Source organism: Pseudomonas sp. Z4-7, from assembly GCF_051131965.1.
Lineage (GTDB): Bacteria > Pseudomonadota > Gammaproteobacteria > Pseudomonadales > Pseudomonadaceae > Aquipseudomonas.
The window spans coordinates 4995933-5022361 of record NZ_CP071642.1 but is presented as its reverse complement, the minus strand read 5'-3'; the positions used below and the strand labels follow the sequence as shown (position 1 = coordinate 5022361).

At 56.7% G+C, this 26429-nt stretch carries 20 protein-coding genes, 1 tRNA gene and 1 pseudogene; 16 read left to right on the top strand and 6 right to left on the bottom strand.

The features are described 5' to 3' along the window. The first annotated feature begins 267 nt into the window (after nucleotides 1-267). Genes J3P91_RS22520 through J3P91_RS22510 form a run of 3 tightly spaced genes read left to right on the top strand, consistent with a single transcriptional unit; the run spans nucleotide 268 to nucleotide 5844 of the window. Nucleotides 268-1104, top strand: coding sequence for a response regulator transcription factor (locus tag J3P91_RS22520; RefSeq protein ID WP_434571944.1), 837 nt, complete (start codon nucleotides 268-270; stop codon nucleotides 1102-1104). Beyond that, complete coding sequence (locus tag J3P91_RS22515; RefSeq protein WP_434601791.1) at nucleotides 1104-3491, top strand: 7TM-DISM domain-containing protein; 2388 nt, start codon at nucleotides 1104-1106, stop codon at nucleotides 3489-3491. The genes J3P91_RS22520 and J3P91_RS22515 overlap by 1 nt, the downstream gene beginning before the upstream one ends. A gap of 1 nt (nucleotide 3492) precedes the next feature. Further along, nucleotides 3493-5844, top strand: coding sequence for a TonB-dependent receptor (locus tag J3P91_RS22510; protein WP_434601790.1), 2352 nt, complete (start codon nucleotides 3493-3495; stop codon nucleotides 5842-5844). Here the strand turns inward: J3P91_RS22510 and J3P91_RS22505 are convergent. After that, a complete protein-coding gene (locus J3P91_RS22505) occupies nucleotides 5828-6913 on the bottom strand; it encodes a diguanylate cyclase domain-containing protein (RefSeq protein ID WP_434601789.1) in 1086 nt (361 codons plus the stop codon). The genes J3P91_RS22510 and J3P91_RS22505 overlap by 17 nt on opposite strands. 254 nt (nucleotides 6914-7167) lie before the next feature. Here J3P91_RS22505 and J3P91_RS22500 point away from each other — a divergent pair, with 254 nt between their 5' ends. From J3P91_RS22500 to J3P91_RS22485, 4 genes are all read left to right on the top strand, one after another. Next, the gene (locus J3P91_RS22500) at nucleotides 7168-7635 is read left to right on the top strand and encodes a hypothetical protein (protein ID WP_434601788.1); all 468 of its coding nucleotides are present in this window, start codon (nucleotides 7168-7170) and stop codon (nucleotides 7633-7635) included. A gap of 559 nt (nucleotides 7636-8194) precedes the next feature. Beyond that, entirely contained in the window at nucleotides 8195-8680 is a 486-nt protein-coding gene (locus J3P91_RS22495; protein WP_434601787.1) for a hypothetical protein, read from the top strand. Nucleotides 8681-8741: 61 nt separating this feature from the next. Next, nucleotides 8742-9437 carry a hypothetical protein gene (locus J3P91_RS22490; RefSeq protein WP_434601786.1) on the top strand — a complete coding sequence of 232 codons (696 nt, stop codon included), beginning with the start codon at nucleotides 8742-8744 and terminating at the stop codon, nucleotides 9435-9437. 405 nt (nucleotides 9438-9842) lie between these two features. Then, nucleotides 9843-10202 (top strand): DUF6124 family protein, encoded by a 360-nt coding sequence (locus tag J3P91_RS22485; RefSeq protein ID WP_434601785.1) that lies wholly within the window; start codon nucleotides 9843-9845, stop codon nucleotides 10200-10202. Nucleotides 10203-10364: 162 nt separating this feature from the next. On the opposite strand, the gene J3P91_RS22480 is transcribed toward J3P91_RS22485, so the two are convergent. Beyond that, entirely contained in the window at nucleotides 10365-11702 is a 1338-nt protein-coding gene (locus tag J3P91_RS22480) for a hypothetical protein (protein WP_434601784.1), read from the bottom strand. A gap of 928 nt (nucleotides 11703-12630) precedes the next feature. On the opposite strand from J3P91_RS22480, the gene J3P91_RS22475 reads away from it, so the two are divergent. Then, nucleotides 12631-13839 (top strand): hypothetical protein, encoded by a 1209-nt coding sequence (locus tag J3P91_RS22475; protein WP_434601783.1) that lies wholly within the window; start codon nucleotides 12631-12633, stop codon nucleotides 13837-13839. 206 nt (nucleotides 13840-14045) lie between these two features. After that, on the top strand, nucleotides 14046-17855 hold the full coding sequence (locus tag J3P91_RS22470; protein ID WP_434601782.1) for a hypothetical protein: 3810 nt from the start codon (nucleotides 14046-14048) through the stop codon (nucleotides 17853-17855). Nucleotides 17856-17931: 76 nt separating this feature from the next. On the opposite strand, the pseudogene J3P91_RS22465 reads toward J3P91_RS22470, so the two are convergent. After that, nucleotides 17932-18171: pseudogene (locus J3P91_RS22465) on the bottom strand (histone-like nucleoid-structuring protein, MvaT/MvaU family); the annotation flags it as partial. Between the two features lie 232 nt (nucleotides 18172-18403). Between J3P91_RS22465 and J3P91_RS22460 the strand changes: the two are divergent. Together J3P91_RS22460 and J3P91_RS22455 are read left to right on the top strand one after the other, a co-directional pair. Next, nucleotides 18404-18598: a hypothetical protein gene (locus J3P91_RS22460; RefSeq protein WP_434601781.1), complete on the top strand. Its 195-nt coding sequence runs from the start codon at nucleotides 18404-18406 to the stop codon at nucleotides 18596-18598. Next, the gene (locus J3P91_RS22455; protein WP_434601780.1) at nucleotides 18595-18921 is read left to right on the top strand and encodes a low molecular weight protein tyrosine phosphatase family protein; all 327 of its coding nucleotides are present in this window, start codon (nucleotides 18595-18597) and stop codon (nucleotides 18919-18921) included. Before J3P91_RS22460 ends, J3P91_RS22455 begins: the two co-directional genes overlap by 4 nt. Nucleotides 18922-18954: 33 nt before the next feature. On the opposite strand, the gene J3P91_RS22450 is transcribed toward J3P91_RS22455, so the two are convergent. The 3 genes from J3P91_RS22450 to J3P91_RS22440 form a co-directional block, all read right to left on the bottom strand. Further along, the gene (locus tag J3P91_RS22450; RefSeq protein ID WP_434601779.1) at nucleotides 18955-20004 is read right to left on the bottom strand and encodes a hypothetical protein; all 1050 of its coding nucleotides are present in this window, start codon (nucleotides 20002-20004) and stop codon (nucleotides 18955-18957) included. Nucleotides 20005-20089: 85 nt separating this feature from the next. Then, nucleotides 20090-20419 carry a hypothetical protein gene (locus J3P91_RS22445; protein ID WP_434601778.1) on the bottom strand — a complete coding sequence of 110 codons (330 nt, stop codon included), beginning with the start codon at nucleotides 20417-20419 and terminating at the stop codon, nucleotides 20090-20092. Between the two features lie 344 nt (nucleotides 20420-20763). Next, nucleotides 20764-20848: transfer RNA gene (locus J3P91_RS22440), tRNA-Leu, on the bottom strand. A 108-nt stretch (nucleotides 20849-20956) separates the two neighbouring features. Here J3P91_RS22440 and queA point away from each other — a divergent pair. From queA to secF, 5 genes are all read left to right on the top strand, one after another. Next, nucleotides 20957-22006 (top strand): tRNA preQ1(34) S-adenosylmethionine ribosyltransferase-isomerase QueA, encoded by a 1050-nt coding sequence (queA, locus tag J3P91_RS22435; RefSeq protein ID WP_434601777.1) that lies wholly within the window; start codon nucleotides 20957-20959, stop codon nucleotides 22004-22006. Between the two features lie 14 nt (nucleotides 22007-22020). Beyond that, entirely contained in the window at nucleotides 22021-23136 is a 1116-nt protein-coding gene (gene tgt / locus J3P91_RS22430; protein WP_305501181.1) for a tRNA guanosine(34) transglycosylase Tgt, read from the top strand. Between the two features lie 43 nt (nucleotides 23137-23179). Beyond that, nucleotides 23180-23518, top strand: coding sequence for a preprotein translocase subunit YajC (gene yajC, locus J3P91_RS22425; RefSeq protein ID WP_016773317.1), 339 nt, complete (start codon nucleotides 23180-23182; stop codon nucleotides 23516-23518). 63 nt (nucleotides 23519-23581) lie between these two features. Continuing rightward, nucleotides 23582-25450, top strand: coding sequence for a protein translocase subunit SecD (gene secD / locus J3P91_RS22420; RefSeq protein ID WP_305498976.1), 1869 nt, complete (start codon nucleotides 23582-23584; stop codon nucleotides 25448-25450). A 9-nt stretch (nucleotides 25451-25459) separates the two neighbouring features. Continuing rightward, nucleotides 25460-26374 carry a protein translocase subunit SecF gene (gene secF / locus J3P91_RS22415; RefSeq protein WP_434571964.1) on the top strand — a complete coding sequence of 305 codons (915 nt, stop codon included), beginning with the start codon at nucleotides 25460-25462 and terminating at the stop codon, nucleotides 26372-26374. Nucleotides 26375-26429: the final 55 nt, after the last annotated feature.

Sequence of the window (26429 nt, the reverse complement as noted above, 5' to 3'; positions counted from 1 at the left end):
GTGTGTCAGGTAAATTGGGTTTGCTGCTTTGGGGCTGCTGCGCTGCCCAGCGGGAGCAAGCTCCCTCGCCACGGGGTTTAGCGAACGGCATCCCCCGCATCAGTGAACGCCCCAAATCGTACGACCGTTTATCGCCCCTCAAAAATTTGATAGCTTCAGTTCTCGCTTTACCTGCCGCTATATCGATTTGTTGCCGGCCCGGTACATAATTCCTCGCTTGGCAATTCGCGACAGTGACCTGGCTGAACACAACAAGAGACCTGGCGAATGGACAACGGACGATACGAAAGGCCGGCAGCGGCGGCGGGGGGCTCGGCGGTGTCCGACGCGTTGCCGCATATTCTGCTGATCGACGATGTCCCTGAAGACATCCGCGCCACGCTCATCCTGTTGAAGACCCAGCCCTGGCGCATCTCCCTGGCCAGCGATGCCTATCAAGGCTATCAACGGGCACTCGCCCTGCGCCCGGACCTGATCGTGCTGGATGTGCACATGCCGCAAATGGATGGCTTCAGCCTGTGCCGGCTGTTGCGCGAGGCACCGGCCACACGGCAGACGCCGATCCTGTTCCTGTCATCGGCCAATACTTCATTGGAGCGCCTCGAAGGGCTGACGGTCGGCGCGGTCGATTACATCCCCAAATCCTGCGCCCCCGAAGAAGTGCTGGCGCGGATCAAGATCCACCTGCAACTGACCTGGCGAGCACCACCGGCTCTCCACGAAAGGCCGGCCGATCCGGAACCGCAAGGCGATGAAATCGTGCTGCGCGCGGCGATGCGCCTGATCGAAAACCAATTGGACGACATGCCGTCCCTCGGCATCCTCGCGCAAAAAGTCGGCACCCATGAAAAACGCCTCTCGGCGATTTTTCGCGAACACCTGGGGATGACCGTGTTTGCCTATATCCGCGACGCCCGCTTGCGGCGCGGCCAGGATCTGCTCGCCGAAAGCGCCATGAGCGTGCAAGACGTCGCCGAACTGGTGGGTTTTCGCAACGCCTGCAATTTCACCACGGCGTTCCGCCAGCGAATCGGCATGACGCCCAGTCAGTTTCGCCAGCAGACCCTGGGCACCAGCGAAATCGAGTCGGCCGGGCGCGCCTGATGCGGCTACTACAGTTTTTCTTGCTGACGATAACGTTGTTATCCACAGGCCTGCTGCGCGCGGCGCCTGTGGATATCTGCCGGGCTGACCAACTGGACCTGATGCCCTCGGCGCAGATTTTCGAAGACGCCCAGGCCAATCTGAGCCTGGAACAAGTCGCCCAGCTGCCCGAAAATGATTTCAACTCTGCAACCGCGCACTGGCCGACCCAGGGCTATAGCCGGTCCGCGTTCTGGTTGAAATGGCAGTTCACCAATTCGAGCGCTGAGGCGTGCTCGCGCATGCTGGTCGTCGGGGCGCCGCGCCTGGAAGACATTCGCGTCTATCAGCCGGGGCATGACGCCCATGCCGGCGGCGCCTATCCCTTGGCCGAATGGCCGCAGCCGGCGGCGCGTCAGCCGGCATTTCCGGTAACGTTGGCGGCAGGGCAGCGCACCACGGTGTTGGTCCGGGTGACGAGCAACTTCCAGATGCTGCTGGAGCCGGAACTGTGGTCCGAAGCGGCGCTGCTGCGCAGTCAGCAACAGACCTACCTGAGCGACGGGCTCACCCTCGGCATCGTCCTGCTGGTCGTCCCGTTCGGCCTGATCGTCGGCGGGATCCTCCGTTCGCGACTGCTCAGCGTGAACGCCGGCGCGGTCCTCAGCTATATCCTGCTGACCTGCATCCTCAACGGATATTTGATCTACTGGCCGAGCGCGCTGGGTTGGACGCGTGAGCTGCTGACCTGCGCCAGCGCGATCTCTTTCGTCCTGTTTCTGGCCTACTTCCGCGTGCTGCTGCAGGTATCCCAACTGCCCAGGATCATCGCTTGGAGCTATTGGGTGCCGCTGCTGGGCTGCATCTTCGGCCGGCTCTGGTGGCTCAAGGTCGATGCGGTCCAGGGCGCGCAGATGGTTCAGGTGGCCCTGTTCAGTTTTTATGGCGTGCTGCTCGTCACGCTGTTCATGGCCTGGCGCGCACGCCTGAGCTACAGCTGGATGGCCTGGCTGGTGCCGGCGCTATTGCTTGGGCAACTGCTGATGCGGATCTTTTTCCCTCAGGAACAATTGCCCTGGCAGTCGCCGCAAAGCAAGTACAGCTTGTCGTCCACCTTGGCCGGCGTGGTCCTGCTGGTGTGTACGTTGCTCATGGAAGTTGCCCGCAGCCGCAATCGCGAGAAGCACGCCCTGTCCACCCTCGAACAACAACGCCAGGCCGAACACGAACGGCTGGAAAGCACCGTTGCGCTGCGCACCTCGCAACTGCGTGAATCGCTGGCGGCCCGCAGCGCGTTGATGGCACGGATCAGCCACGACCTGCGTTCGCCGCTGGTGCGCATCATCGACTACGCACGCCTGCTGCACGCCGGGCCCAACCGCGACTATCAAGCGACGATCGAGCGCAACGCCCGCCAGCAACTGGAGCTGATCGACGAAATGCTCGAGTTTTCCCGTGGCGAGCTGGAGCAGATGCAACTGACCCTCGCACCGGGCTACCTGTACGGCTTCCTCCACGAGATCGCAGATGAGGCGGGTTTCCTCGCCGCGCGCCAGGGCAATACTTTCGAGGCGAACTTGGCCGATGACCTGCCGCCGCTGGTGGAAGCCGACTTCAAACGCCTTCGGCAGGTGCTGATGAACCTGCTGGCGAACGCGGCAAAATTCACCCGCGATGGCCAGATCCGCTTCGAAGTGAGCGCAGGTCCAGGCGCCACCGCCGGCACCGTGGAACTGCACTTCAACGTGATCGACAGCGGCATCGGCATCGACCCGCAAGAATTCGAACAACTGCTGCAACCGTTCCGCCGCGGCCGCAACGCGCAGCGCTACGAAGGCAGCGGGCTTGGTCTGTCCATCGTCACGCAATTGCTCGAACGCATGGACAGCCGCCTCGAACCCCAGGCCACCGGGCAGGGCAGTCACTTCAGTTTTCGCTTGCAACTCAAATGCGCCGAGGAACACGACCTCGAAAACGGCATCGTCGACAACAACGCCGCGCCGTTTGATGGCCATGGCAAGCATGTGCTGCTGGTGGACGACATCGAGCAGAACAGCGAGTGGCTCTACGACCTGCTGGCCGGCTACGGCTTTGACGTGAGCATCGCGACCAACGGCGAAGCGGCCTTGGCCTGCCTGGCGGAACAACCGGTCGACCTGCTGATCAGCGACCAGATGATGCCCGGCATGGACGGTTGGGAACTGCTGCGACAAGTGCGCAAGCGCCGGCACCCTCTGCCCGTGATGCTTTATTCGGCGGTCCCGCCACGCAGGCCGCAGGATTATCCAGAGGATCTGGAGTTCAACGCGGTACTGCTCAAACCCGCCGACAGCCGCGAACTGCTGGCGTGGGTCAAGGCACTGGCCTGCCCGGACACGGCGCGTCGTGCGTTGGCTCGGGAGTTCTAGGATGCCGGGTTTGAGTTACCGGTTGCTCCTGATCGGCAGTCTTTCGGCATGGCCCTGGACGGTGGCGACTGCCGGCCAAGAGGCGCCCGGCGCCCTCACGCTCGACGAAACCACGGTGACCGCCCGACGCCGCGAAGAAGACCCGCAGGACGTGCCGATCCCGATCAACGTCCTCTACGGCGAACAGCTGGACGAGGCCGGCCTGCACTCGCTTCGAGACATTCAACAGCGCGTGCCCGGCCTGATCGTCTCCGGCCATGACGCCCGTTACGCCGGTTTCGGCCTGCGCGGCTTCGGCGCCACCGCCTACAACGATGGCCTGGAAGGCAGCGTCGGCACCTATGTCGATGGCGTCTACCAGGCACGCCAGGGCATGGCCTTCACCGAGCTGATGGACATCGAGCGCATCGAAGTCCTGCGCGGGCCGCAGGGCACTTTGTTTGGCAAGAACACCACCGCGGGCGCCCTGAACATCATCACCCGCCAGCCGACCTTCCAGCCCGAAGCCAACCTGGAAGCCAGCTATGGCGAGCGCGGTTTGCGTGAGTTTCGCGGGACGATTTCCGGGCCGCTGCAGGACGACGTTCTGGCCGGCCGACTCAACGTTTTCGACAGCGCCTCCGAGGGCAGCGTCGAAAACCTGCAAGACGGCAGCCGCCTCGGCGGTGCCGACAGCCAAGGCCTGCGCGGCCAACTGTTGTGGACGCCGAACACCGATTTCAGTGCTCGCCTGATCGCCGACTACGCCGAGCAAAACGAAGCCGGCAACGTCCTGTTGGCCAATCAATACAGCCAGCAAACCCGCAAGCGCGCCCAGTTCGTCGGTTATCCGCTGGCGGAGCCCGACCCTTACAAACGCGAGACCCGCATCGACGCGCCGGGCCGTCCGCGAACCCTGCAGAACGGCGTGTCGCTGGAATTGAACTGGAACCTCGACGAGACGATGCGCTTCACCAGCATCACCGCTTATCGCGACTGGGACTACCGCGCCACCCGCGACGGCGACAGCACCGCGCTGGCGGTGGCCCAGTCCGAAACCGAGCTCGGCCATCGACAGTTCAGCCAGGAATGGCGCCTGTCCGGCACGGCCGGTTCGTCCGTCGACTATGTCGCCGGCCTCTACTATCTGCGCCAGCAGCTCGACCGCGAGATCGATGCCGAATTCGGCAAGGACGCCGCGCCCTGGTTCGTCGGCGATCAACTCGACCAACTGAAAAAACTCTTCGGCATCAATTTCACCAATCCAAGGCAGGTGCCTTCGATGCTGCTCAACGACGCCCGACAACATTTCGACGGCGAGCAGAAGGGCGACAGCCGAGCGATTTTCGGCCAGCTATCCTGGCGCCCGATCGACCCGCTGGAACTCACCGGCGGCCTGCGCTACAGCCATGAGCGCAAGGACGGCTGGATCTCCCGCGACGTCAGCAACCTCGCCCCGCTGACCGGCTTGCCGCCGGTGTTCCAGGCCGGTGGTCAACTGCTGCGCGACATCGCCCTCGGCCGTGGTTATTACCGCGAGGACTCGATCGGAGAACACAACGTCTCCAGCCTCGCCAGCGCCAGCTACCGTTTCAGCGAAGCGGTGATGGGCTACGTCAGCTGGTCGCGGGGCTACAAGGCCGGCGGCATCAACTTCGACGTGGTCGGCCCGTTCACCGCGCCGACCTTCGAGCCGGAGCGGGCCACCTCCCTGGAACTGGGCGTGAAAACGCGCTTCTGGGACGAGCGCGCATTGCTCGACCTTGCCGTCTACCAGACCGACGTCGACAACTACCAGGCGCTCACCTACAGCCCGCCGACCTCGCTGTTCGCGCCGCCGCTGCGGGACAACCTGATCAACGTCGGCAAAGTCCGCCTGCGCGGCATCGAACTGGATTCCGCCTGGCAACTCACGTCGCAACTCACCGGGCGCCTCGGCCTGGCCTGGAGCGATGCGCGCTACCGCAGCTTCCCCAACGCGCCGTGCCCGCCGGCCTCGGGCCAGTGGACCTGCGACCTCAGCGGCGACCGGCTCTACAACGCGCCGGAATGGAACCTCAGCAGCGGCCTCGACCACACCCATCCGCTGCCCTACGGGTTGGAAGCTTTCAGCGGCATCGACTACAGCTTTCGCACCGGCTACTACGGCACCCTCGAAGGTGGCGAAGGCAGCTATCAACCGAGCTACGGCCTGACCAACCTGCGCCTCGGCCTGCGCAGCCAGGACCGCGCCTGGGAAGTGGAAGGCTGGGTGCGCAACGTCTTCGACCGTAACTACATCACCGCCGTGTATTCACTGCTCGGCGCCGGGGACTACGGCGTCATGACCGGCAGCGAACGCACCCTCGGCACCACCGTCAGACTTCGCTATTGACCGAAATGAACCGCGTCGGGCAGAACGCCAGACGATTGCCGCCGGCCTTCTTCGACAGGTACATCGCCTGATCCGCCTTGCTGATCAGCGCATCGACCTCCAGCCCATGCTCCGGGTAAAACGCCACGCCGATACTCGCGGCGATCTCTACCGTCTGCGCACCAATCAGGATCGGCGCATTCGCCGCCGCCAGCATCCGCTTGAGCAACGGTTCGCTGTCCTGCACCTCCTGCAAACCCACCAGCCCGGCGACAAACTCGTCACCGCCGAGGCGTGCCAACGTATCGCCCTCACGCAACGTCGCGTTGATCCGCGCCGCGACAATCTGCAACACCCGATCACCCCAGTCATGGCCATAGCTGTCGTTCAGCGCCTTGAACCCATCCAGGTCAATAAATGCGATCGCCACCTTCTGCTGATGCAAGCGCGCCTTGCCCAACGCCTGGCGCATCCGTTCGGCCAACAACAAGCGATTGGGTAACTGCGTGAGCGCGTCATACCGCGCATCCCGCTCCAGCAACTGCAAGCGCTGCTTCATCTGCGTCATGTCGCTGCACAGCGCCACGTAGTGCTGAACGTTGCCGTGACGGTCATGTACCGCACTGATGCTGATCCGCGACGTCATTTCCCGGCCATCCTTGTGGCTGCTTTGAATCTCACCGGACCAATGCCCGTGGAAATCCAGCGCATTTTTCATCGGCGCATAAAACGCCGCGAGCCGCCGCACCATGCGATGAGAATTCAACTCCCGCCCCAGCACCTCGTCCTGCCCATAACCGGTAAGCCGTGTAAACGCCTCGTTCACGCCGATGATCCGACCGAACGCATCGACCATGATCACCCCGTCGCGGGCATGGCTGAACACCGTCGCGGCCAGCTCCGGGCAAACGTCGCTGAGATAACGGTCCAGCGCGCCTTCCTCACGGGGCGCGGGCCAAGTCCTGGAATCAAAACCCTGCTGCGCCAGATAGGCGGCCAGGGAAGAAAGGGATTTATGCAGGCGGGTCAGCGCATTCGTAGCGAGCCTGGAATTGAGGCAATAGCTGCGAATGAAGGTGCGTAGGTTCATGGGAGGTACACGGTGCTCGGGTTGCAGCGGTTGGGGGTGAGTGGATGTGGGCATTATCGGGGTGGGGGAGTGGAGGGGCGTTTGCTGGAGGGGATGGGGGCTTTGCGGGAGGGGATGGAGTGGAGAGATATTTTGTGACGCCTTGAAAACCATTCTGTCGCGGCAACGGCTATAGGCTGTCGGAGGATTGTGTCAGGCTATGCCGTTCCCTGGTTTCGCTAGGGACTTTTTCATGCTCAGGACGAGTCATTAGTATGTTGATGAAGTTAGCGCCGAAGAAGCGGCGCAACCCGCGTAAATTCTATCTGGGTATCGCTGCGGTGGTACTGATTGCCGGGGTTGGACGCTATTTCGCGCTCAAGGCCGAGCGGGAGAAGGTGGCTCAACAGGCGCAGCTGGTCCAGCACCTCGCCCAGTTTGACGCGACCCTCCCAAAGCAAGTGGATGCGATAACCACACTTGAATACGTCGGTTTCATCTACGGCGACACGATCTTCTACCGCTACAGGATCGACTTGGCAGCAAGCAGCCTCTCCGAGGAACGCAAGGCCAGCATGGAGGCGGGAATACGGCGTGGTCTGGAGCAACTGGTCTGCAAGGAACCGCAGCTCCTGGCGATGATGGGTCGGTTCAAGTTTCACCAGGAGCATTTCTATCTGGCCAGGAATACCACACTCTTTTCCATTGAGCTTCGTCCTGAACATTTGAGCTGCCCGGGGTAGGTGCTGTGTCCAGAAAGGGACAGACCTATTTATTACTACGCTGCTCAGTTGAGTAAACGCTGAACCCCGTGGCGAGAGAGCTTGCTCCCGCTGGGCTGCGCAGCAGCCCCTCTTCCTCCATCGGGCAACCGCTCACGCCAGCCAAATGAAGCCCTGTCAGTAACGCCTGACAGAAACTGTCCAAAAGGGACCAGATCTATTTATTACTACCTGCTCAGTTGAGTAAACGCCGGACCCCGTGGCGAGGGAGCTTGCTCCCGCTGGGCCGCGAAGCGGGCCCAAAACCTGCCAAATGCTGAGCATCAGGCACGACGCCCCCGCCGGTTGCGACTGGTTCGCAGCCGAGCGGGACCAAGCTCCCTCGCCACAGGTACATCATTCTCTCAAGTGAACCGCATTGCGTGTACAGCGGGATCTTTCTTATCCGAAGAGCACCAGTCCTCCTGATCTCCCATCCCCGGCGCCCTGACAAAAGGGGCGAAGCACGAACTCAAAAATTCAAGTAGTCGGATCGGACGCCGATAGTGTTGCGCAAGAAACATCAAACGAAGGATCGAGCATGTTCTACCCACGTGAAGCTGAAAAAGATCATCTCTATAACCGAATAGTTCTGCTGACCGTGGCTTGCTGTGTGCTGCTGCTCCTGGCCTCCTTGGCAAAACACTCCGGGACCATCTATGGGGCCATTCAATGGAGTGCTGTCGAGGTGAAAGGCACCGTGACGCAACTTGAAAGCATTCCGATGAATGAAAACGGCATGATCATTCACTACCGATATACCGACAGTGACCAGCAAGTCCACGAAGACGATTACGCGGACCAACGCTATAACGAACACCATCAGTTCGAAGTAGGCGGGGACGTTCCGCTGCTTTACTCACGTTGGTTTCCTCGAATCAGCAGCATCGCCACCGAGCTTCATACGTATCGCTCTGGCTTCATCATCATGGCTGGCGGGGTGTTGCTGACGTTAGTGTTTCTCGGGATCTCCTTCATGACGTTCGGTCAGATTTATCGGATGAAGGAAGAAGACCGCCTCTATTGAAAGACTGGTAGGTCTTGCACCCCAGGGCTTTCATTCATCCATGTAATCGGTTTTCCCTCCCATGAAAAAGCTGTTTCTCGCCTTGCTTTCCGTCGCCCTGCTTTCCGGGTGTGTCACCAAGTCGTTGAGTGTCGAAGACCGTCACCAGATCAAAACCATCAGGATCCTTCCGGTGTACTTTGCCGTGCAGAACTTCAAGTACACCAGCATGACTCAGGCCTGGGGAGCAGGCTTGGGTGCCGGAGCAGGTGCCGCAACCGGCATGGCGGCCGGAGCATCCAGCGCCGCCACCAGCGCATTGACCGGCGCCGGCTCGGTCGCGGGCACCAAGGCGGCAGACGGCGCGACGGTGGATATTTCCCAAGCGATTCTGAACAACATGCAGGCCCACGGTATCGATGTGGGCAAGCTGGTGCGTGAAAGCTTCGAAAGGCGCATCAAGCAAGAAGGGCTGTTCACCCTTGTGGCCGGAGGCGAGAAAGCGGACGCCGACGTTGAGATCATGGTCATGCAGTGGGGGCTGAGCCTGAAAAACTACAGCACCGTGCTTTACCCGGTCATCGGCGTGAACGGATTCATGAAGCGCGGCGGTACATCGGTTTGGCGCAACTTCAATACAATCTCGCCATTCAATGAGAGCAACACCCTCGCTTACACCCCTGAACAGTACGCCACCGATCCCGAAGCACTGCGCGCGGCGTTTTCCCGCGTGTCCGATCTGGCAGTCGGCAAGCTGATTGAAGACCTGAAACAATAACCGCCCAGGCGAACCGGAGTGCTGCCTCATGGATCAGGAGCGGTGGATGGCCATCGCGTCAGCCGGGGCTGTCAGACACCGGACGCCCCCCGCCCGTAAGCCCACATCACCTTGCGCCTTTACCTACAACTACGCCAGAATCCGCCGGCTTGTGCGCCCCGGGCCGCGTCGGTAGTTTGAGTCCTGTCACTGCTCATCAGTGATCGGGTTTAGTCGCCCAGGGTGAAACAGGTTGTGCAAGGCGTCATCCAGTCAGGATTCCCATCCTGCACTCGATGGTGGCTGTGCGCAGGGCGTCCTCGGACGCGCCGGTTTCTTGTTTCCCCGGTCGACTAACCTGCGTACAGCTGCCTCCCATCGTTTAGTCGCGAGCGGGTGATGGCTCCAACTACAGGAAGCAAGACGATGGCAAAAGTTACTCCAAACCCACCTGCGGCAGACGAATCCGTATCCCGCGCCCAATCCGCCCGCAACAAGAAACTCGAAGACGCCACCAACCGAGCTTTGAATTTCTACCTGAAACCCAAGCCCGAGGGCGAAACGTCCGAGAATTCCAGCACGCTGTTTCGTATTGATCCTGATGTGGATACGGAGTGTTTGCTTGCGAATCTGAGCGAGAGCCTGGCTTCGGCGAATGCGATGATCAGTGATTTGGCGTTTGATCTGGAGGGATCGAGGCGGCATGTTGCGTTGGGGATTTTGCAGGTGATTGAGTTGAGTGAGCTGTTGGCGAATAGGGCTTTGGATATTGTTGAGGGGAGGTAGGCGGTAGCGTCACGCGAAATCTAGATTCGAAAAAGGTCTTGCCCGGCAAGACCTTTTTTGTGCCCGAGGGAGACTCGAGCGTTTCATATAATTCGTGCCTTGTAGCGGAATTATACTATTAGGGATACAGGTAGGGATACATGCTGCTAGCTCCTGACTCACTCAGGCTTGAGGCACAACACGTTGACGCTCACGTTGCCGTTCACGCACGAGGTACTCCATGCGATTGTTACCCAGTAACGTATCCAGTTCTGCTTCTGGGATGATTCCCGTGCGACTTACCTGGTCGATGAATTGTTCGAATCTGTTGGAGCCAATTAGATCCGCGGTCGTTTCAGTAGGCATGCGGATCACTCTCTCGATGTCATCCCTTGTCAGATGGGAAAACAAAGGCGAAACCAACCGATCAAAGACGTCGTTCGTCTCGTGCCAGTTGCTGGATTCTGAAATTATGACAAATACGCGTTCCTTTGCTAGGTCAGCGAGCTCGTATTCCTGAATAGCGGTCACGAGCAAACCTGTCCCAAAACGAAGAATCCTGGCTCGGACAATTTCGGTTATTAACGGATGACGCCCCAATCCCGCCATTGCTGGGAGAACGTCTAGGTCTGGACCTACCCGCACAAACTCACGCAGCCGGAGGCGCGCTGCCTCGTCGATGAGAGCAACTGCTTCGGGTATTGCCGCAATAAGACGTGCTACGGCAGGAAGTCCGTTGTCGTCAACACGGCGAACAAGTGTGCTCATTTTTTGGGCAATTCTGGTTTCTGCAATGTCCCGGTGGGTATCCAGCAGTGAAGATAAGGCAGCCCCGACCTGAATTTTTCCATACAAAGGGCTATCTGCCTCAGCGTATTTAAATACTAATTCGTCAACGAGTCCCCGAACCAATGCTTCTGAGGGATTGGCCAAAGGTGTCTGGCGCAGTGCGGTCGCAGCCTGATATCGATCTTTAGGAAAATACTCTGATGCGATGGTTGTGATGATCTCTGCGATAGCAGGACGACCCTGGATCGGAGGTTGGGAGAGCACGTGTTCGACCGCGTTTCTGAGATGTAGTCTGGCTAGCTCGGCTGAGGGGCGATGCGGCACGCCGGCTCTTTGGAACGAAGGGTGTGCGCACTGGTGACGGTCTTCACGCAGGCGCTCAAGATCCGTAATTTGTTGGTGGTTGAAAAAATCCAACTCTCTTCTGCATATCGACAGAATCGTACGTTCGAACTCAAGTGCATTTTTGACCCCCTGATCATTACCTTGGTTGATCTGGGTAATGTAGGTTTCGTACTTTGCATTGATACGAACCGCAATGGGATCGTTGGCTAGAGCAAGCTCTCTGATCTTGTCCACCAGATCGAATACTACGGCGATCCAGGTGTGGACAATGGAGGAGCGATAAGCCCCAGCTCGATAACACTGAATAGATTCTGCAATGTAGTCCCGAGAGCGTTCCGCTCTGCACTTCAACGCTAAAGCGTCGATGTCAGCTAGAGAGTCAGTCATGGTGCACCTTCTTCCAAGTAGGTGGATGGACGGTAATATCCATTTACGAGCTGGGTGCGATTTTTAGCACACCACGTCGATTTCGTATGCGGGAAAGACGCCGGGGACCCTGGGATTTACGTGGTTCACGGGGTCGGAAACCCGCGGGATCTTGGTAGCAACAGAGATTGCAGCTTACTGAAATTTCAACGTTGAAATTGAAAGGATCCTGACGAAAAAAGGGGATCGTTACCGCAACGGTAAAGGTGAGCCATTGTGTTGTTGATAGCGAACGGTTGAACCCGGCCAACCTTGGGGGTGCTGTCAACCACGTCAACCTGTCAACCGACGTAGAGAACTCAGTCGCTAACAAGATGCTGCGGGTTCTTTGCCCCGTACCCATTCGAAATGCCCAGGGTCCCCGGCGGAGCTACCAAGCGATAGGGCAAATGCTCAGGTGAACCACCAGTTCACCAGGTTCACCTGTTCACTAAGCTGTGCACTTTTTCGCTAACACGATCACGCGGGTTTCCGACCCCGTGTGATACTCACTGCCTCAGGGACCCCGACTCCTGCTGGAATTTCTCCGCTGATGGACCCCATCGCTTACGGGGGGCGGGGCAGGTACCTATGGAGTGTCGTATAACTGGTGTAACTGGTGTAACTGGTGTAACAGAATCGATTAACCCGTTGAATTTAATAGATAATTTTAGAGTTACACATGATGGAAGCTCCCGGCGTGTAAGGTGTAACGATGTCGAGCGGTGTAACGCTATAGTCAATCCAGGCTCGAAGGAAAATTAGCGAAAGGTTTGCAGCCGGTTAAACGCAGAGGTTGCCACGGTCTACTATCGGCCAAAAGCATTTATTTTAAGGGTCTATAGCAGCACAGGAGATCTAGTGCACCGCATGCACTTGTTCAAATTCGAATCCATATGGACATTGACGATTGCAGCCTATCAAACCAACGCTCGTCTATCTCGATAGTTGCGATTACTCCGCGTTGAGTAAACCTCACCTCAGTGAGTCGGAAGCGGAGCACTTGGCAACTCTAAAAGCGCTCAGGCTTAGTGGAGAGGTTCTTTTCGTGTTCTCCGGAGCACACATCTCAGAGATGTCTCCTTTGGATCAGCAGTATTCCGCTGCCGCAGTGGCGCGCACTAGCTTGATGGTGGACCTATGCGGACGTAATACATTGATCTCGTTTGATCGGCTTATGAAGGCTGAGCTTTCCAGATTGGTCACGCGAAGCTCGCAACCTGTGAACGCTCTTGATAGAAATGGTGAGTGGTTTCCAGAAATGGGGTCACTCATGAACCCTATCGATGAGCTAGACGTTGCTGGAAAATTACGGCAGGAAATGGAAAAACATGTGCTCAATCGCAAAATGCGGAGGATGGTCAAGGCAGGCACAACCAACAAAAATGGCAGACTTCGTGGCGATGTTGAAAAACGCTTCGGTCAGGCGGATTACAGCGAGCTGATCAGTAAGGCGCCGATGCGGCCTCGTGATTTTGCGGTGCTTAAGAACTACGTTTTAGGCCGAGCGACTCGGGAGGAAGCCGATAAAGCTTTTCTAGAAAGCCTGCGCGACCCCAGTTACATGGTCCAATGGTTTATCCACCATCATCAGCAATTGGGCCCTATCGTGGAATGGGTGAGGCGTCCTGCTCGGCAACTGATGGAGAGCTGCGGCGTGACGATCACGGAATTACGGGAGCAAATGGCCAGACTACCAGAGAGTGATCGTGCTGCAGCCATTAAAGGCGTAAGCGGCACAAGGTGGGAGAAATTGAAACAGCAAGGAATGATCGACATAGTGAACCGCTTGCTCACACTTCTTGTGCCCGGTGCATCGGCATGCCATAACACAAAAGATATTGAGGATTATTGTCCTGGCCTTTATGTCTGCATCAATACGTTCTATGACTCGCTTCAGAACTCTTTTAAAGAGTGTCCCCGCGTGATGAAAGCCAGCGACTTCGTGGATATCATTCACGCTATCTACACCCCTTACGTTTCCTATTTCAGGGCCGACAGATACATGTGCAGTGTTATACAGCCGATTGTCCCCAAACAGTTTGGGACGCAGGTTGTGGCCTCTCCAGGGAAGCTACTCACGGCGATGGGAGTTCAGGGGGGTAAGGATTCTCGATAAATAGGCATATGACTTGGAAAAAAGAAGCTCGTTCGCACCTGCCCCACTGGCCTTGCTACCAAGTATGCGCTATAGGTAGTTCTTCTTGTCTGAATGCCTGTGCGAGGTACTGATTAGGTTGTTATATGGACTTGGTGCTATCTCTCCATGCGAGGCACGTTATTGGGCATCGAGTATTGGGCGAAAAAATCTAGGAGCAGGCAGGGATGATCCTTACCGAAAATCAGCTGGACGAATGGGTTCGTGGAAACGCTCGTGATGCTCAGGGAGTAATAGTTGAATTAATTTGGCGTTTGGTGGCTGCGTCATGTCCGGCCCCGCTGGAGCGCCGGTTTCCATTGGGAGATAGCATCGGTCAACACGGTCCGGATGGTGTGTTGCGTGTGAATCTATCTTTTGATCCGTTCGTACCGGAAGGAAGATCATTTTGGGAGGTAGGCACTGGGCTCAAAGCGGGTGATAAAGCTACCGCTGACTACAACGGCTTGGTCGAGGCAATCCCCGAAAATATTCGGCGACAGTCGAGCTTTGTATTTGTCACGCCCCTCTCTGGCAGAAGGGATTGGGAACACACTTGGAAGGAGGACGCTCAAGGGCGGTGGCTAGAGGATCGAATAGCCAGAGATGAATGGGCCGAAGTAAGAGTCATTGACGGCACAAAGCTAATTGACTGGATTTGCCAGTTCCCGGCGGTGGAGCTATGGCTTGCAAATATAATCAATGGGTTGCCCCAAGCCATCGAGACACCCGACCAGCGCTGGAACTCGATTCGCTCTATTGGTGAGCCACCATCCTTGATGCCCCGCGTCTTTCTTACAGGCAGGGATGAAGCCTGCTCAAAAATTCATGAAATTTTTGTTGGGAATGCAATTCAATTAAAACTCAGCACGCGCTACCCAGATCAGGTTGTGGATTTTGTCTCTGCATATTTGGCTGAGCAGAGTGAAGAGTTCAGAGCTGATGCCGCTGGACGCTGTCTCGTTGTGTCGACGGTGGAAAGTTGGAAGGCTTTATCCTTTCAGAGAGAAAAACTCTTCTTGATTGCAGACTCAGGGCTAGATCTGAGCGGAGATTCAGGCACCAGGTTGATCCAAATGGCAAGGCGTGCAGGACACGCAGTTATTTTTGGAGGCGCCGCGGGCGGTATTCCAGACCCTGCGAGTGCGTCGTTGCCCAATCCTCGTTCGCAGGATGTTAAAGAAGCACTCACTCTCTCGGGATACGGAGAGGAACGAGCGCGCTCGTTGGCCCAAAAGTGTGCCGGAAATCTCGGATCCCTACTCCGGTGCCTCCAAAACCTTTCATCGATGCCTGAATGGGCTGAAGGATCTGTCGCATCGGAATTAGCAGTTGCGATGATGCTTGGGACTTGGGCTGATGAATGCTCCGCTGATCGTACTATTGTGGAAAACCTAACGGGAAAAATTTACGGGGAGTGGATTGAGTTAATGCGAATTGCAGCACTCGCCTCGGGCACTCCCCTAATTCATCAATATGGAGATTGGAAATTTAGCTTACGCTTTGAAGGCTGGTATGCGTTAGGTCCAAGAATATTTGACGAACATCTCGAGCGTTTTAGAACTGTCGCTGTTTCGGTATTCATAGAGGCAGATCCTCAATTTGATCTTCCTGTTGGGGAACGTTACGCGGCAGCTGTCCACGGAAAGGTTTTACTTCATTCGCAAGAACTAAGAAGAGGGTTGGCCGAAACCCTGGCTCTATTAGGTAATCATGCTAAAGCATTGATTTCTTGTAAGCCTAATAAAGCGGAGGTAACTGTATCTAGTATCGTTTATGAAACGCTATCCGGTGCTGGCTGGGTGCAGTGGGCTAGTTTAGGGGATTTATTGCCCTTGTTTGCGGAAGCTGCCCCCGGTATTTTTCTCAAGGCTGTTGAGGATGCATTGGCACATGAAAATGGTCCACTCGAGATATTGTTTCGCCAAGAGGGCGACGGAATAACGGGTCGAACTTATATTAGCGCCTTGTTGTGGTCGTTAGAGACGTTAGCATGGGATCCTGTTTATTTAAATAGGGCGGTATGTTGCCTTGCAGAATTATGCATGCTTGACCCAGGTGGTCAGTGGGCAAATCGTCCAGCAAACTCACTAAGAGATATTTTTCTCCCTTGGTATCCACAAACATGTGCTTCTTTAAAACAAAGATATGTAGCAGTATCACTTATAGTAGATGAACAGCCCATCGTGGGCTGGAAGCTTCTATTGGCTCTCTTGCCTAGCTCCCACTCATCATCTTCGGGCACTCGGAAACCTGAGTGGAGAGAAACGATTCCAGATGACTGGGCGGATGGAGTAAGAACATCAGAATACCATTCTCAGGTTCTACGATATGCAGATATGCTCGTGGACGAAGTGACAAGTGATCCTGCAAGATTTTTAGATGTACTAGATTGCATTGAACGCCTACCTACAGAGGCCGGTGAAAGGTTTCTAAGTTATTTAGAAAGCGAGGCGCTTACACTTTTGTCTGAGGACGATATCGTTGTTTTGTGGAACAAGTTGGTTGATGTCGTTTCTAAACATCGAAGATTTACTGATTCTGAATGGGCAATGTCATTGGGACGAATCAATAGAATCGCTGGCACGGCGGAAAAACTATCTCCAACATCGCCAGCCTTTATCCATCGCCGCCTATTCAGTGAAAGGGATTTTGATTTTTATGAGGAAGAAGGGAGCTTTGAAGAAAAAAGCCAGCGCCTTAGTCTAAGGCGTGAAAATGCTTTGGTCGAAATCGAAACTTTAGGTGGTTATGCATCCATCATAAATTTTTCTTTAGTTGTAAAGTCTTCTTGGCGAGTGGGGCTCGCATATGGAAAAATTGCTTCTGGTCAAGTGGATTCGATAATTCTCCCCGACTTAATAAGTAGCAGTGATAGCAAGATTGTAAGTTTTGTCGAAGGGTTTGTGTTAAGTCGGTTTAACTCGCTAGGTTGGCCTTGGGTTGACAAACTTGAATTATCGAAATGGACACCATTTGACAAGGGGCTTTTCTTATCATATTTACCTTTCAATGAAAAAACTTGGGAGTACGTGGCGCGATTACTCGAATCTGACGATGGTGAGTATTGGCAGGCCACATCTGCTCATTTTTTTGAGGAGTCTGAAAATATTGATTTTGCCATTGAGAAGCTCATCATTAATGATCGCCCGAACGCAGCTTTAAGGTGTATTAGTGTTTGCATCCATAGAAAATCGCCATTCAATCCTCAATTAGCAGTGAAAGCACTTTTGGCAGCGCTTCGCTCAGACGAGCCTCAAAGTTCTATTGACTCATATCAGACTACGAAAGTTATTAAAGCGCTACAGTGTCATTCTGGCGTGAATTTGAATGATGTAATTAGTGTCGAATGGGCATACTTGCCATTGCTGGACAAACATAGCGATGCCTCACCTGTTTTTTTGTGGAAAAAACTCGCCCAAGAACCTGATTTTTTCTGTGAGGTCATACGTCTTGTTTTCAAACCTAAGAATCAGAACGAGACTGATGATTCAACTCCTCTTGATGAAGGGCAGCAAAGGGTCGCGACCAATGCCTACCGCCTTTTAAATAATTGGCAGCATCTGCCGGGGTTGGTGCTAGACGATGAATTTGACGGAGACTTTTTCAAGAATTGGATTATCACCGTGAAAGAGATATGCACCACGTCTGGGCATCTGGAAGTGGCAATGTCCATGACCGGCCATTGCCTCATCTATGCACCGCAGGATCCCGATGGACTTTGGATTCATCGCTCGGTAGCCACAGTATTAAACGCAAAATATGCAGAGCCCATGAGGGATGGTTATAGAACCGCTTTGTACAATCAGCGCGGAGCACATTGGGTTGATCCCACGGGTGCAGGGGAGAAGGTTTTAGCCGAAGGGTGCAGGTCCAAAGCAAGCGATTTAGAGGAGGCGGGGTATCATCGCCTTTCAACCTCGCTGCGTGATATGGCGGAGTCGTATGAGCGTGAAGCTGAATTTGTTGTAGCGAGAAGCATCAAGAGAGATTTATGAAGCTGCCATTCACAAGTTGCTTGTAAGTTTTTTGTAAAAAAAGGCCCACATGGGCCCTTTTTTTGGTGTGGCTATTTTACTTCTTCAGCCATCCCTCGACGACGTCGGCACCGTGCTTTTCTTTCCATTCTTTCAAAGCTTTGTGATTTCCACCCTTAGTTTCGATGACCTCTCCGGTATTGGGGTTTTTGTACGTCTTCAGCTCCCGTGGTTTGCGAGTGGCGGTTGTTCGGGTAGACGCTTGGCGACGTGTGGTGCTCTGTGGGTCTAGCAGGTTGATGATGTGCTTCAAGCTGAAGCCGTACTGGTCCAGAAGATTAAGAAAAAGGGGACGGATTTATTTACTTAGCCTTGGCTGGGAGTAGTCCTGGCCGGGAGTAGTCCGTCCCTTCTTTTTTGCGTCTGCATCCCGAATCGATAGCCAGTACGGACCTCCAAACGCAGCTATCCAACACCGCCCACACTAGCCACAACCCCAATTCACGCTTACCATTTCTCCAACTCGTAATACCGCGGCTGCTGAACCCGGTACTCACGAGGAAATGACCATGAAAAGAATCCGTAGCTGGAGACGCGCACAGTCCTGCAAACACGGTGGGCGCGTAGCGATTAGTCCGCAGGACTTCAAGCCAGAAAAGAACTGGAAGCTGATCTACACCCGTGCCGACAAGCTGCACCGGGCGCGTCAGCTCGGTATGACTTATCCCATTCGCACGACTCGCCAACTGTTGGATCAAATGTGACCAATCTCCTGTTCGTTTGCAGTCGTAACCAATGGCGTAGCCCTACCGGGGAGTCGATCTGGCGTCGGCGTCCTGGTTTCAAGGCCCGTTCGGCGGGCACCAGCCCCAATGCACGCAAACCTATCGGCCCAGCGGATATCCGTTGGGCCGATGTCATTTTTGTAATGGAGCGCAAGCACGAGCATCGGCTACGAGCAGAGTACGCTCGGCTGCTTGAGCACAAGCGGCTGCATGTTCTGGATATTCCTGATGACTATTGCTTCATGGATCCTGAACTGGTGGACATGCTTGAGCGAGCGGTGACGTCGTACCTGTGTATTTGAGCATTTAGGGCAGTCTCCACGAGCTACTCTCTCCTAATGGCTAGGCGAAACGATTAGGCTGACAGGTAGCTCGCCTGCAATTTCCGATAACTCCGTTTGCAATGCCACAGAGTTTTTAACAAGGCCGCGAGGGTCATAAACGAAGAAAATGATTGCATGGCATTCGGGATGGGCCCGGTAGCGTGCGATATCCAGAATAAGCTCGTCGGCTAGCGATCTTGCAGTCATACCATCGCGCGTCATCTTGAGCTCCAGAAAGAGCCCATGTTCAGGTAGGAGGAAGTCTGCGCGGGTGGCGCCTGCTGCCATGCTCGGGGACGGCTCTTCAGGTTTTACATTATCGAACTGCAATCTTAGCAATGCATTGACCAGGAACTGGACGTCGTATTCATCGTCGAGCTGAACTCCCTTTCGGCCGCGTGGGCGGTGTTCCAGATCTTTCGCGAAACGATGAAAACGCAGCAGCATTCGCTCGATGATCTGATCGGCTTGCTCTACGGTTGCGGGTAGCACAGGCGTATCGAGGGAGAAGTGATCTTGTAATATCTGTTCTTCAAGCCTGCGTTGCGCTTTTGGTGGTCCTTGGAAAATTGCGCAGGTTGCTATCCCGATCAGAAGCAATTCGATGGTCAGAAACAAAACCAGATAGCCTATAGCAACTGTAACTTTGTACTGGCCATCAAGCTTGTATTTACTGCCTCCTCCCTGCCTAGGCTCGTCTCGTGGTACCAGTTTCAGGTTAAAAGTGACCATCACCCCGCCAACTCGGTGAACGCCCTGTAAACCATGTAGCGAATCTAGACCAATCTCCCCCCGGTTATAAAGGTCGAGCAGAGCAAAAATTTCCTGGGTTGCCTGCTGATACTCCTCGCTATTGATCACCTCAAGCACTGCGGGATTGGTGACGCCCGAGTCCTCAAAGCGAGGGGCTATCCATGAGCAGTATGTGAGTATGGGCATCAATGTCAGTATCGTGAACCCGACCTTGGCGAACATGCGCCAGCGTCGATTTTCCATCACTAACTCACCCAGAGTGTCGTACTCTTTGCTTCTATCTAACAGTGCAGAGATCCATTTCAGCAAAGCGTTTTTCTCCAATATTTACGGTTGCGCCAGGCGCGCACTATGTGGGAGAAGAAACGGACTTTTCCCCCAGCGCCCCAAAGGTTCACTGGATATCTTTCAGGTAATCCCTAAGTTTGAGAAGCGGACCCTGAAGCTCCTCCATCGTCTGGGTAGCGCCAAATTCAGCCGCCAACCGCCCCAGTTCCCGCCCCAAAATCGTATTGCTGCCCCCAATTGCCTCCAGTGCCAAGTCCAGGCAGCGCTGCACTTTCGTCTGAATACCTTGAATATCCTCTCTACGCGCCAACAACCCAAAAACCTCCCGATCACAACCCCCCATCAACGGATCATCCCGCAAAATCGGACTGTGACCCTCCGTCTCATAAGCCAGCTTGAGCGAGTAAAGAGCGACCGTTTCCAGCAGCAGTTCCATGAGGTGAAATCCTTGGTGACTGGGTGAGGAGGGTGGGGTGGTGGTTTATGCCTTGGCGGTGGCAATTCGGAGTATCGGCGTGGGCAGTGACTTTTTTGTGAGCGCTTTGCGCTCAAGCGGGAGCGAGCTCCCTCGACACGGGTTTTTCCCTACACCAGTTCTTCCTTGCCACAGATCCTTTTACATTAGGGGTTGGGTATTTGGGGCTGCTTTGCAGCCCAGCGGGGATAAATCCCCTCGCTACAACAGCGGGCGCCCTGGGGTGGGATTTACGTTGCTCGCGGCAAAGCCACTTTCCTGCAGACGAAAAAAAAGACCTTGAATTTCAAGGTCTTTTTTTAAGATGGTGCCCCGAGGGAGACTCGAACTCCCACTCCTTTCGAAAACGGATTTTGAATCCGCCGCGTCTACCAATTCCGCCATCAGGGCTCAATGGCGGCGAAGTATAGAGAGGTGCCTACCGTTGGTCAATCACGTTTCATGGTGAATTTTTGATAATTCCGCTAGACTTTCCGGCCCTGCTAGACGAACCCCATCATGCGTGTTGCTGACTTTACCTTCGAACTCCCGGATTCGCTGATCGCTCGCCACCCTCTGGCCGAGCGTCGCGCCAGTCGACTGTTGACCCTGGACGGGGTCAGCGGTGCCATGGCTCACCGTCAATTCACTGATTTGCTTGAGCATTTGCGCCCGGGCGATTTGATGGTGTTCAACAATACCCGAGTCATTCCGGCGCGGTTGTTTGGCCAGAAGGCCTCCGGCGGCAAGCTGGAGATTCTGGTGGAGCGCGTGCTGGACGGGCATCGGGTGCTGGCCCATGTACGGTCGAGCAAGTCGCCCAAGCCGGGCTCGTCGATCTTGATCGACGGCGGCGGTGAGGCGCGGATGGTGGCGCGGCATGATGCGTTGTTCGAGCTGGAGTTTGCCGAAGAGGTGTTGCCGCTCCTCGACCGCGTCGGGCACATGCCGTTGCCTCCTTATATAGACCGCCCGGACGAAGGTTCGGACCGCGAGCGTTATCAGACCGTGTACGCCGAGCGCCTGGGGGCGGTGGCGGCGCCGACGGCGGGGCTGCATTTTGATCAGCCGTTGCTGGAGGCGATTGCCGCCAAGGGCGTGGAGACGGCGTTCGTGACGCTGCATGTCGGCGCCGGCACGTTCCAGCCGGTGCGCGTGGAGCGCATCGAAGATCACCACATGCACAACGAATGGCTGGAAGTCAGCCAGGAAGTCGTCGATGCCGTGGCGGCGTGTCGCGCCCGCGGTGGGCGGGTGGTGGCGGTGGGGACCACCAGCGTGCGTTCCCTGGAAAGCGCCGCGCGCGATGGCGTGCTCAAGCCGTTCAGTGGCGACACCGACATCTTTATCTACCCGGGCCGGCCGTTTCATGTGGTCGATGCCTTGGTCACCAACTTTCATTTGCCCGAATCCACGCTGTTGATGCTGGTTTCGGCGTTCGCCGGTTATCCCGAGACCATGGCCGCCTACAAGGCCGCCGTCGAGCATGGGTACCGCTTTTTCAGCTACGGTGATGCGATGTTCATCACCCGTAACCCCGCGCCACGCGGGCCCGAGGAAACCGTATGAGTCGCACCTGTCGCATGTCCTTCGAGTTGCTTGCTACCGATGGCAAGGCTCGTCGCGGTCGTCTGACCTTCCCCCGCGGTACGGTGGAAACCCCCGCGTTCATGCCGGTGGGCACCTACGGCACGGTCAAGGGCATGCTGCCGCGTGACATCGTTGCCACGGGCGCGGAGATCATTCTCGGCAACACCTTCCACCTGTGGCTGCGTCCGGGCATGGAAGTGATCAAGGCCCACGGCGACCTGCACGATTTCATGCAGTGGAAAGGCCCGATTCTGACCGACTCCGGCGGCTTTCAGGTGTTCAGCCTCGGCGCCATGCGCAAGATCAAGGAGGAGGGCGTGACCTTCGCCTCGCCGGTCGATGGCTCCAAGGTGTTCATGGGCCCGGAAGAGTCGATGCAGGTGCAGCGCGACCTGGGCTCGGACATCGTGATGATTTTCGACGAATGCACGCCGTACCCGGCCGATGAAGACGTGGCGCGGGTGTCGATGGAGCTGTCGTTGCGTTGGGCCCAGCGCTCGAAGAATGCCCATGGCGAAAACACCGCGGCGCTGTTCGGCATCGTGCAGGGCGGCATGCACCAGGATTTGCGCATGCGCTCGCTCGAAGGCCTCGACAAGATCGGCTTCGACGGCCTGGCGATTGGCGGCCTGTCGGTGGGCGAACCGAAGCACGAGATGATCAAGGTGCTCGATTACCTGCCGGGTCAGATGCCCGCTGACAAACCTCGTTACCTTATGGGCGTTGGCAAACCGGAAGATCTGGTTGAGGGTGTGCGCCGCGGGGTGGACATGTTCGATTGCGTGATGCCAACCCGTAATGCCCGCAATGGGCATCTGTTCATCGACACTGGTGTGCTGAAGATCCGTAACGCGTTCCATCGCCATGATGATTCGCCGCTCGATCCGACGTGCGATTGCTATACCTGCCAGAACTTCTCCCGCGCTTATTTGCATCATTTGGACAAGTGCGGCGAAATGCTCGGCAGCATGCTCAATACCATCCACAATTTGCGCCATTATCAGGTGCTTATGGCTGGTTTGCGCGAGGCTATCCAACAGGGTACATTGGCCGCCTTTGTCGAGGCCTTCTATGCCAAGCGCGGGTTGCCTGTTCCGCCTTTGGACTGAGTTTTCCGATCCCTAGATTCAATATTTGCAACTGGAGTGCTAAATGAGCTTTTTTATCTCTAATGCCATGGCTGACGCGGCTGCACCTGCTGCTGCCAGCCCTATGGGTGGCGGTTTCGAGTGGATTTTCCTGGTCGGCTTCCTGGTCATCTTCTACCTGATGATCTGGCGTCCACAGGCCAAGCGCGCCAAAGAGCAGAAGAACCTGCTCAGCAGCCTGCAGAAAGGTGATGAAGTGGTCACCACCGGCGGCATCGCCGGCAAGATCACCAAAGTGGCGGATGACTTCGTGGTTCTGGAAGTGTCCGACACTGTTGAAATGAAGTTTCAGAAGGGCGCCATCGCGGCCACGCTGCCAAAAGGCACGCTGAAAGCGATCTAAGTAACAACTTCTCTTCAATCGACGGGGCGCGCAAGGCGCCCCGCGTCATAAGCGGGCGGCGTGATGCTGAACAAATACCCTCTGTGGAAATACCTACTGATCCTGGCGGTGCTGGCGGTCGGTGTGATTTATTCCGCTCCCAATCTCTACCCGGATGACCCGGCCATTCAGGTCAGCGGCGCCAGCACGGCGTTGCAGGTCACCCAGGCCGATCTGGACCGCGCGAGCGCTGCGCTCAAGGCGTCCAATATCGAGGTCAAGGCTGCGTCCATCGCCGAAAACGGCAAGGGCGGCCTGTTGCGCCTGGTCAAGTCTGAAGACCAGTTGCCGGCCAAGGATGTGGTACGCAAGGCGTTGGGCGACGATTACGTTGTGGCCCTGAACCTGGCCCAGACCACCCCGCAATGGCTGCGCAATCTTGGCGCCCACCCAATGAAGCTGGGCCTGGACTTGTCCGGCGGTGTGCACTTCCTGCTGGAAGTGGACATGGAAAAAGCCCTCGACGCGCGACTGAAAGTCTACGAAGGCGATGTCAAGAGCCTGCTGCGTAAAGAGCGCGTGCGTTATCGCAGCCTGCCGCAGTTCGAAGGTGCCATTCAGCTGGGCTTCAGCGATGAAGATGCCCGCGAACAGGCCCGAGCCCTGATCCGCAAGAATTTCAATGATTTCGACATTGTGCCGGCCGACCTCAATGGTCAGGCGGTGCTGCGTCTGGCGATGACCCCGGCCAAGCTGGCGGAAATCCGCGAATACTCCATCAAGCAGAACTTGACCACGGTGCGTAACCGCGTCAACGAGCTGGGTGTGGCCGAGCCGATCGTCCAGCGCCAGGGCGCCAACCGTATCGTGGTTGAGTTGCCGGGTGTGCAGGACACTGCCGAAGCCAAGCGTATCCTCGGCAAGACCGCCAACCTGGAATTCCGCCTGGCCGCTGAGCCGGGTGCTTCCAAGGCGACTTCCGAGAGCTTCGAGTTCCGTGAGGGCGGTCGTCCGGCGGCGCAGATCGAGCGCGGCCTGATCATCACCGGTGACCAGGTGACCGACGCCCAGGCGGGCTTCGACGAGCAAGGTCGTCCACAGGTGAACATCCGTCTCGACGGCCACGGCGGCGAACTGATGAGCCGCGCCACGCGCAGCAATGTCGGTCGCAGCATGGCGGTGATCTTCATCGAGCAGAAGCCGACCACCACCTACACCAAACAGGTAGTCAACGGCGTCGAGAAAGACGTACCGGTCCAGACCTTCAAGGAAGAGAAGAAGATCATCAGCCTGGCGACCATCCAGTCGCCACTGGGCAGCCAGTTCCGCATCACCGGCCTGAACGGCCAGGGCGAATCCTCGGAGCTGGCCCTGCTGCTGCGTGCCGGTGGCTTGGCCGCGCCGATGTACTTCGCTGAAGAACGCACCATCGGCCCGAGCCTGGGTGCCGACAACATCACCAAGGGCGTCGATGCCTCCCTGTGGGGCATGCTGTTCGTGTCGCTGTTCATCATCGCCATCTACCGCTTCTTCGGCCTGATCGCCACGGTTGCGCTGGCGGTGAACATGGTGCTGTTGCTGGCCCTGATGTCGTTGCTGGGCGCCACGCTGACCCTGCCGGGTATCGCCGGTATCGTCTTGACGATGGGTATGGCGGTGGACGCCAACGTGCTGATCTTCTCGCGGATACGTGAAGAGATTGCCGCGGGCATGTCGATCCAGCGGGCAATCAACGAAGGCTTCGGCCGGGCATTCACCGCGATTCTCGACTCCAACCTGACCACGTTGCTGGTCGGCGGGATTCTCTTTGCCATGGGCACCGGCCCGGTCAAGGGCTTCGCAGTGACCATGTCCCTCGGGATCTTTACCTCGATGTTCACAGCCATCATGGTGACCCGCGCAATGGTCAACCTGATCTTTGGCGGTCGTGACTTCAAGAAGTTGTGGATTTAAGGGGCTGCCATGTTACGTACAATCAACTTCATGGGCGTTCGCAACATTGCGTTCGGCGTCACATTGTTCCTCACGGCACTGGCGTTGTTCAGCTGGGCCACCAAGGGCCTGAACTACGGCCTGGACTTCACCGGCGGTACGCTCATCGAGCTGACCTACGAGCGTCCGGCCGACGTCACCAAGGTGCGTGAGCAACTGGCGAGCTCGGGCTACAGCGATGCCGTGGTGCAGAGCTTTGGCGCCACCACCGATTTGCTCGTGCGCATGCCAGGCGAAGACCCGCAACTGGGCCACCAGGTCGCCGAAGCCTTGCAGAAGGCCGGTGGCGATAACCCGGCCCAGGTCAAGCGCGTCGAGTTCGTCGGCCCGCAGGTGGGTGAGGAGCTGCGCGACCAGGGCGGCCTCGGCATGCTGTTGGCGCTGGGCGGCGTGATGCTCTACCTGGCTTTCCGCTTCCAGTGGAAGTTCGCGGTCGGCGCGATTGTCTCGCTGATCCACGACGTGATCGTGACCGTGGGCATCCTGTCGTTCTTCCAGATCACCTTCGACCTGACGGTGCTGGCGGCGGTGCTGGCGATCATCGGTTACTCGCTCAACGACACCATCGTCGTGTTCGACCGGGTGCGCGAAAACTTCCGAGTGCTGCGCAAGGCCTCGTTGATCGAGAACATCAACATCTCGACCACCCAGACCCTGCTGCGGACCATGGCGACGTCGATCTCGACCTTGCTGGCGATTGTCGCGCTGCTGGTGTTTGGCGGCGACAACCTGTTCGGCTTCTCCATCGCGCTGTTCATCGGTGTGATGGCGGGTACCTACTCGTCGATCTATATCGCCAACGTGGTGCTGATCTGGCTGAACCTGAGTTCCGAGGACCTGATTCCTCCGGCGGCCACCGAGACCGAGGTGGACGACCGCCCGTAAGGCTCGGTTTTCCGTCCGTCACCGCTCAAAAGGCGCGAGTTGAACTCGCGCCTTT

Excerpts from the sequence above, each read along its gene's own strand:
- J3P91_RS22515 (WP_434601791.1), top strand. The coding sequence starts at position 1,104 with ATGCGGCTACTACAGTTTTTCTTGCTGACGATAACGTTGTTATCCACA.
- J3P91_RS22460 (WP_434601781.1), top strand. The coding sequence starts at position 18,404 with ATGAAAAGAATCCGTAGCTGGAGACGCGCACAGTCCTGCAAACACGGT.
- queA (WP_434601777.1), top strand. The coding sequence starts at position 20,957 with ATGCGTGTTGCTGACTTTACCTTCGAACTCCCGGATTCGCTGATCGCT.
- J3P91_RS22520 (WP_434571944.1), top strand. The coding sequence starts at position 268 with ATGGACAACGGACGATACGAAAGGCCGGCAGCGGCGGCGGGGGGCTCG.
- tgt (WP_305501181.1), top strand. The coding sequence starts at position 22,021 with ATGTCCTTCGAGTTGCTTGCTACCGATGGCAAGGCTCGTCGCGGTCGT.
- J3P91_RS22470 (WP_434601782.1), top strand. The coding sequence starts at position 14,046 with ATGATCCTTACCGAAAATCAGCTGGACGAATGGGTTCGTGGAAACGCT.
- J3P91_RS22445 (WP_434601778.1), bottom strand. The coding sequence starts at position 20,419 with ATGGAACTGCTGCTGGAAACGGTCGCTCTTTACTCGCTCAAGCTGGCT.
- secF (WP_434571964.1), top strand. The coding sequence starts at position 25,460 with ATGTTACGTACAATCAACTTCATGGGCGTTCGCAACATTGCGTTCGGC.
- J3P91_RS22500 (WP_434601788.1), top strand. The coding sequence starts at position 7,168 with ATGTTGATGAAGTTAGCGCCGAAGAAGCGGCGCAACCCGCGTAAATTC.
- secD (WP_305498976.1), top strand. The coding sequence starts at position 23,582 with ATGCTGAACAAATACCCTCTGTGGAAATACCTACTGATCCTGGCGGTG.
- yajC (WP_016773317.1), top strand. The coding sequence starts at position 23,180 with ATGAGCTTTTTTATCTCTAATGCCATGGCTGACGCGGCTGCACCTGCT.
- J3P91_RS22495 (WP_434601787.1), top strand. The coding sequence starts at position 8,195 with ATGTTCTACCCACGTGAAGCTGAAAAAGATCATCTCTATAACCGAATA.
- J3P91_RS22485 (WP_434601785.1), top strand. The coding sequence starts at position 9,843 with ATGGCAAAAGTTACTCCAAACCCACCTGCGGCAGACGAATCCGTATCC.
- J3P91_RS22510 (WP_434601790.1), top strand. The coding sequence starts at position 3,493 with ATGCCGGGTTTGAGTTACCGGTTGCTCCTGATCGGCAGTCTTTCGGCA.
- J3P91_RS22505 (WP_434601789.1), bottom strand. The coding sequence starts at position 6,913 with ATGAACCTACGCACCTTCATTCGCAGCTATTGCCTCAATTCCAGGCTC.
- J3P91_RS22480 (WP_434601784.1), bottom strand. The coding sequence starts at position 11,702 with ATGACTGACTCTCTAGCTGACATCGACGCTTTAGCGTTGAAGTGCAGA.
- J3P91_RS22490 (WP_434601786.1), top strand. The coding sequence starts at position 8,742 with ATGAAAAAGCTGTTTCTCGCCTTGCTTTCCGTCGCCCTGCTTTCCGGG.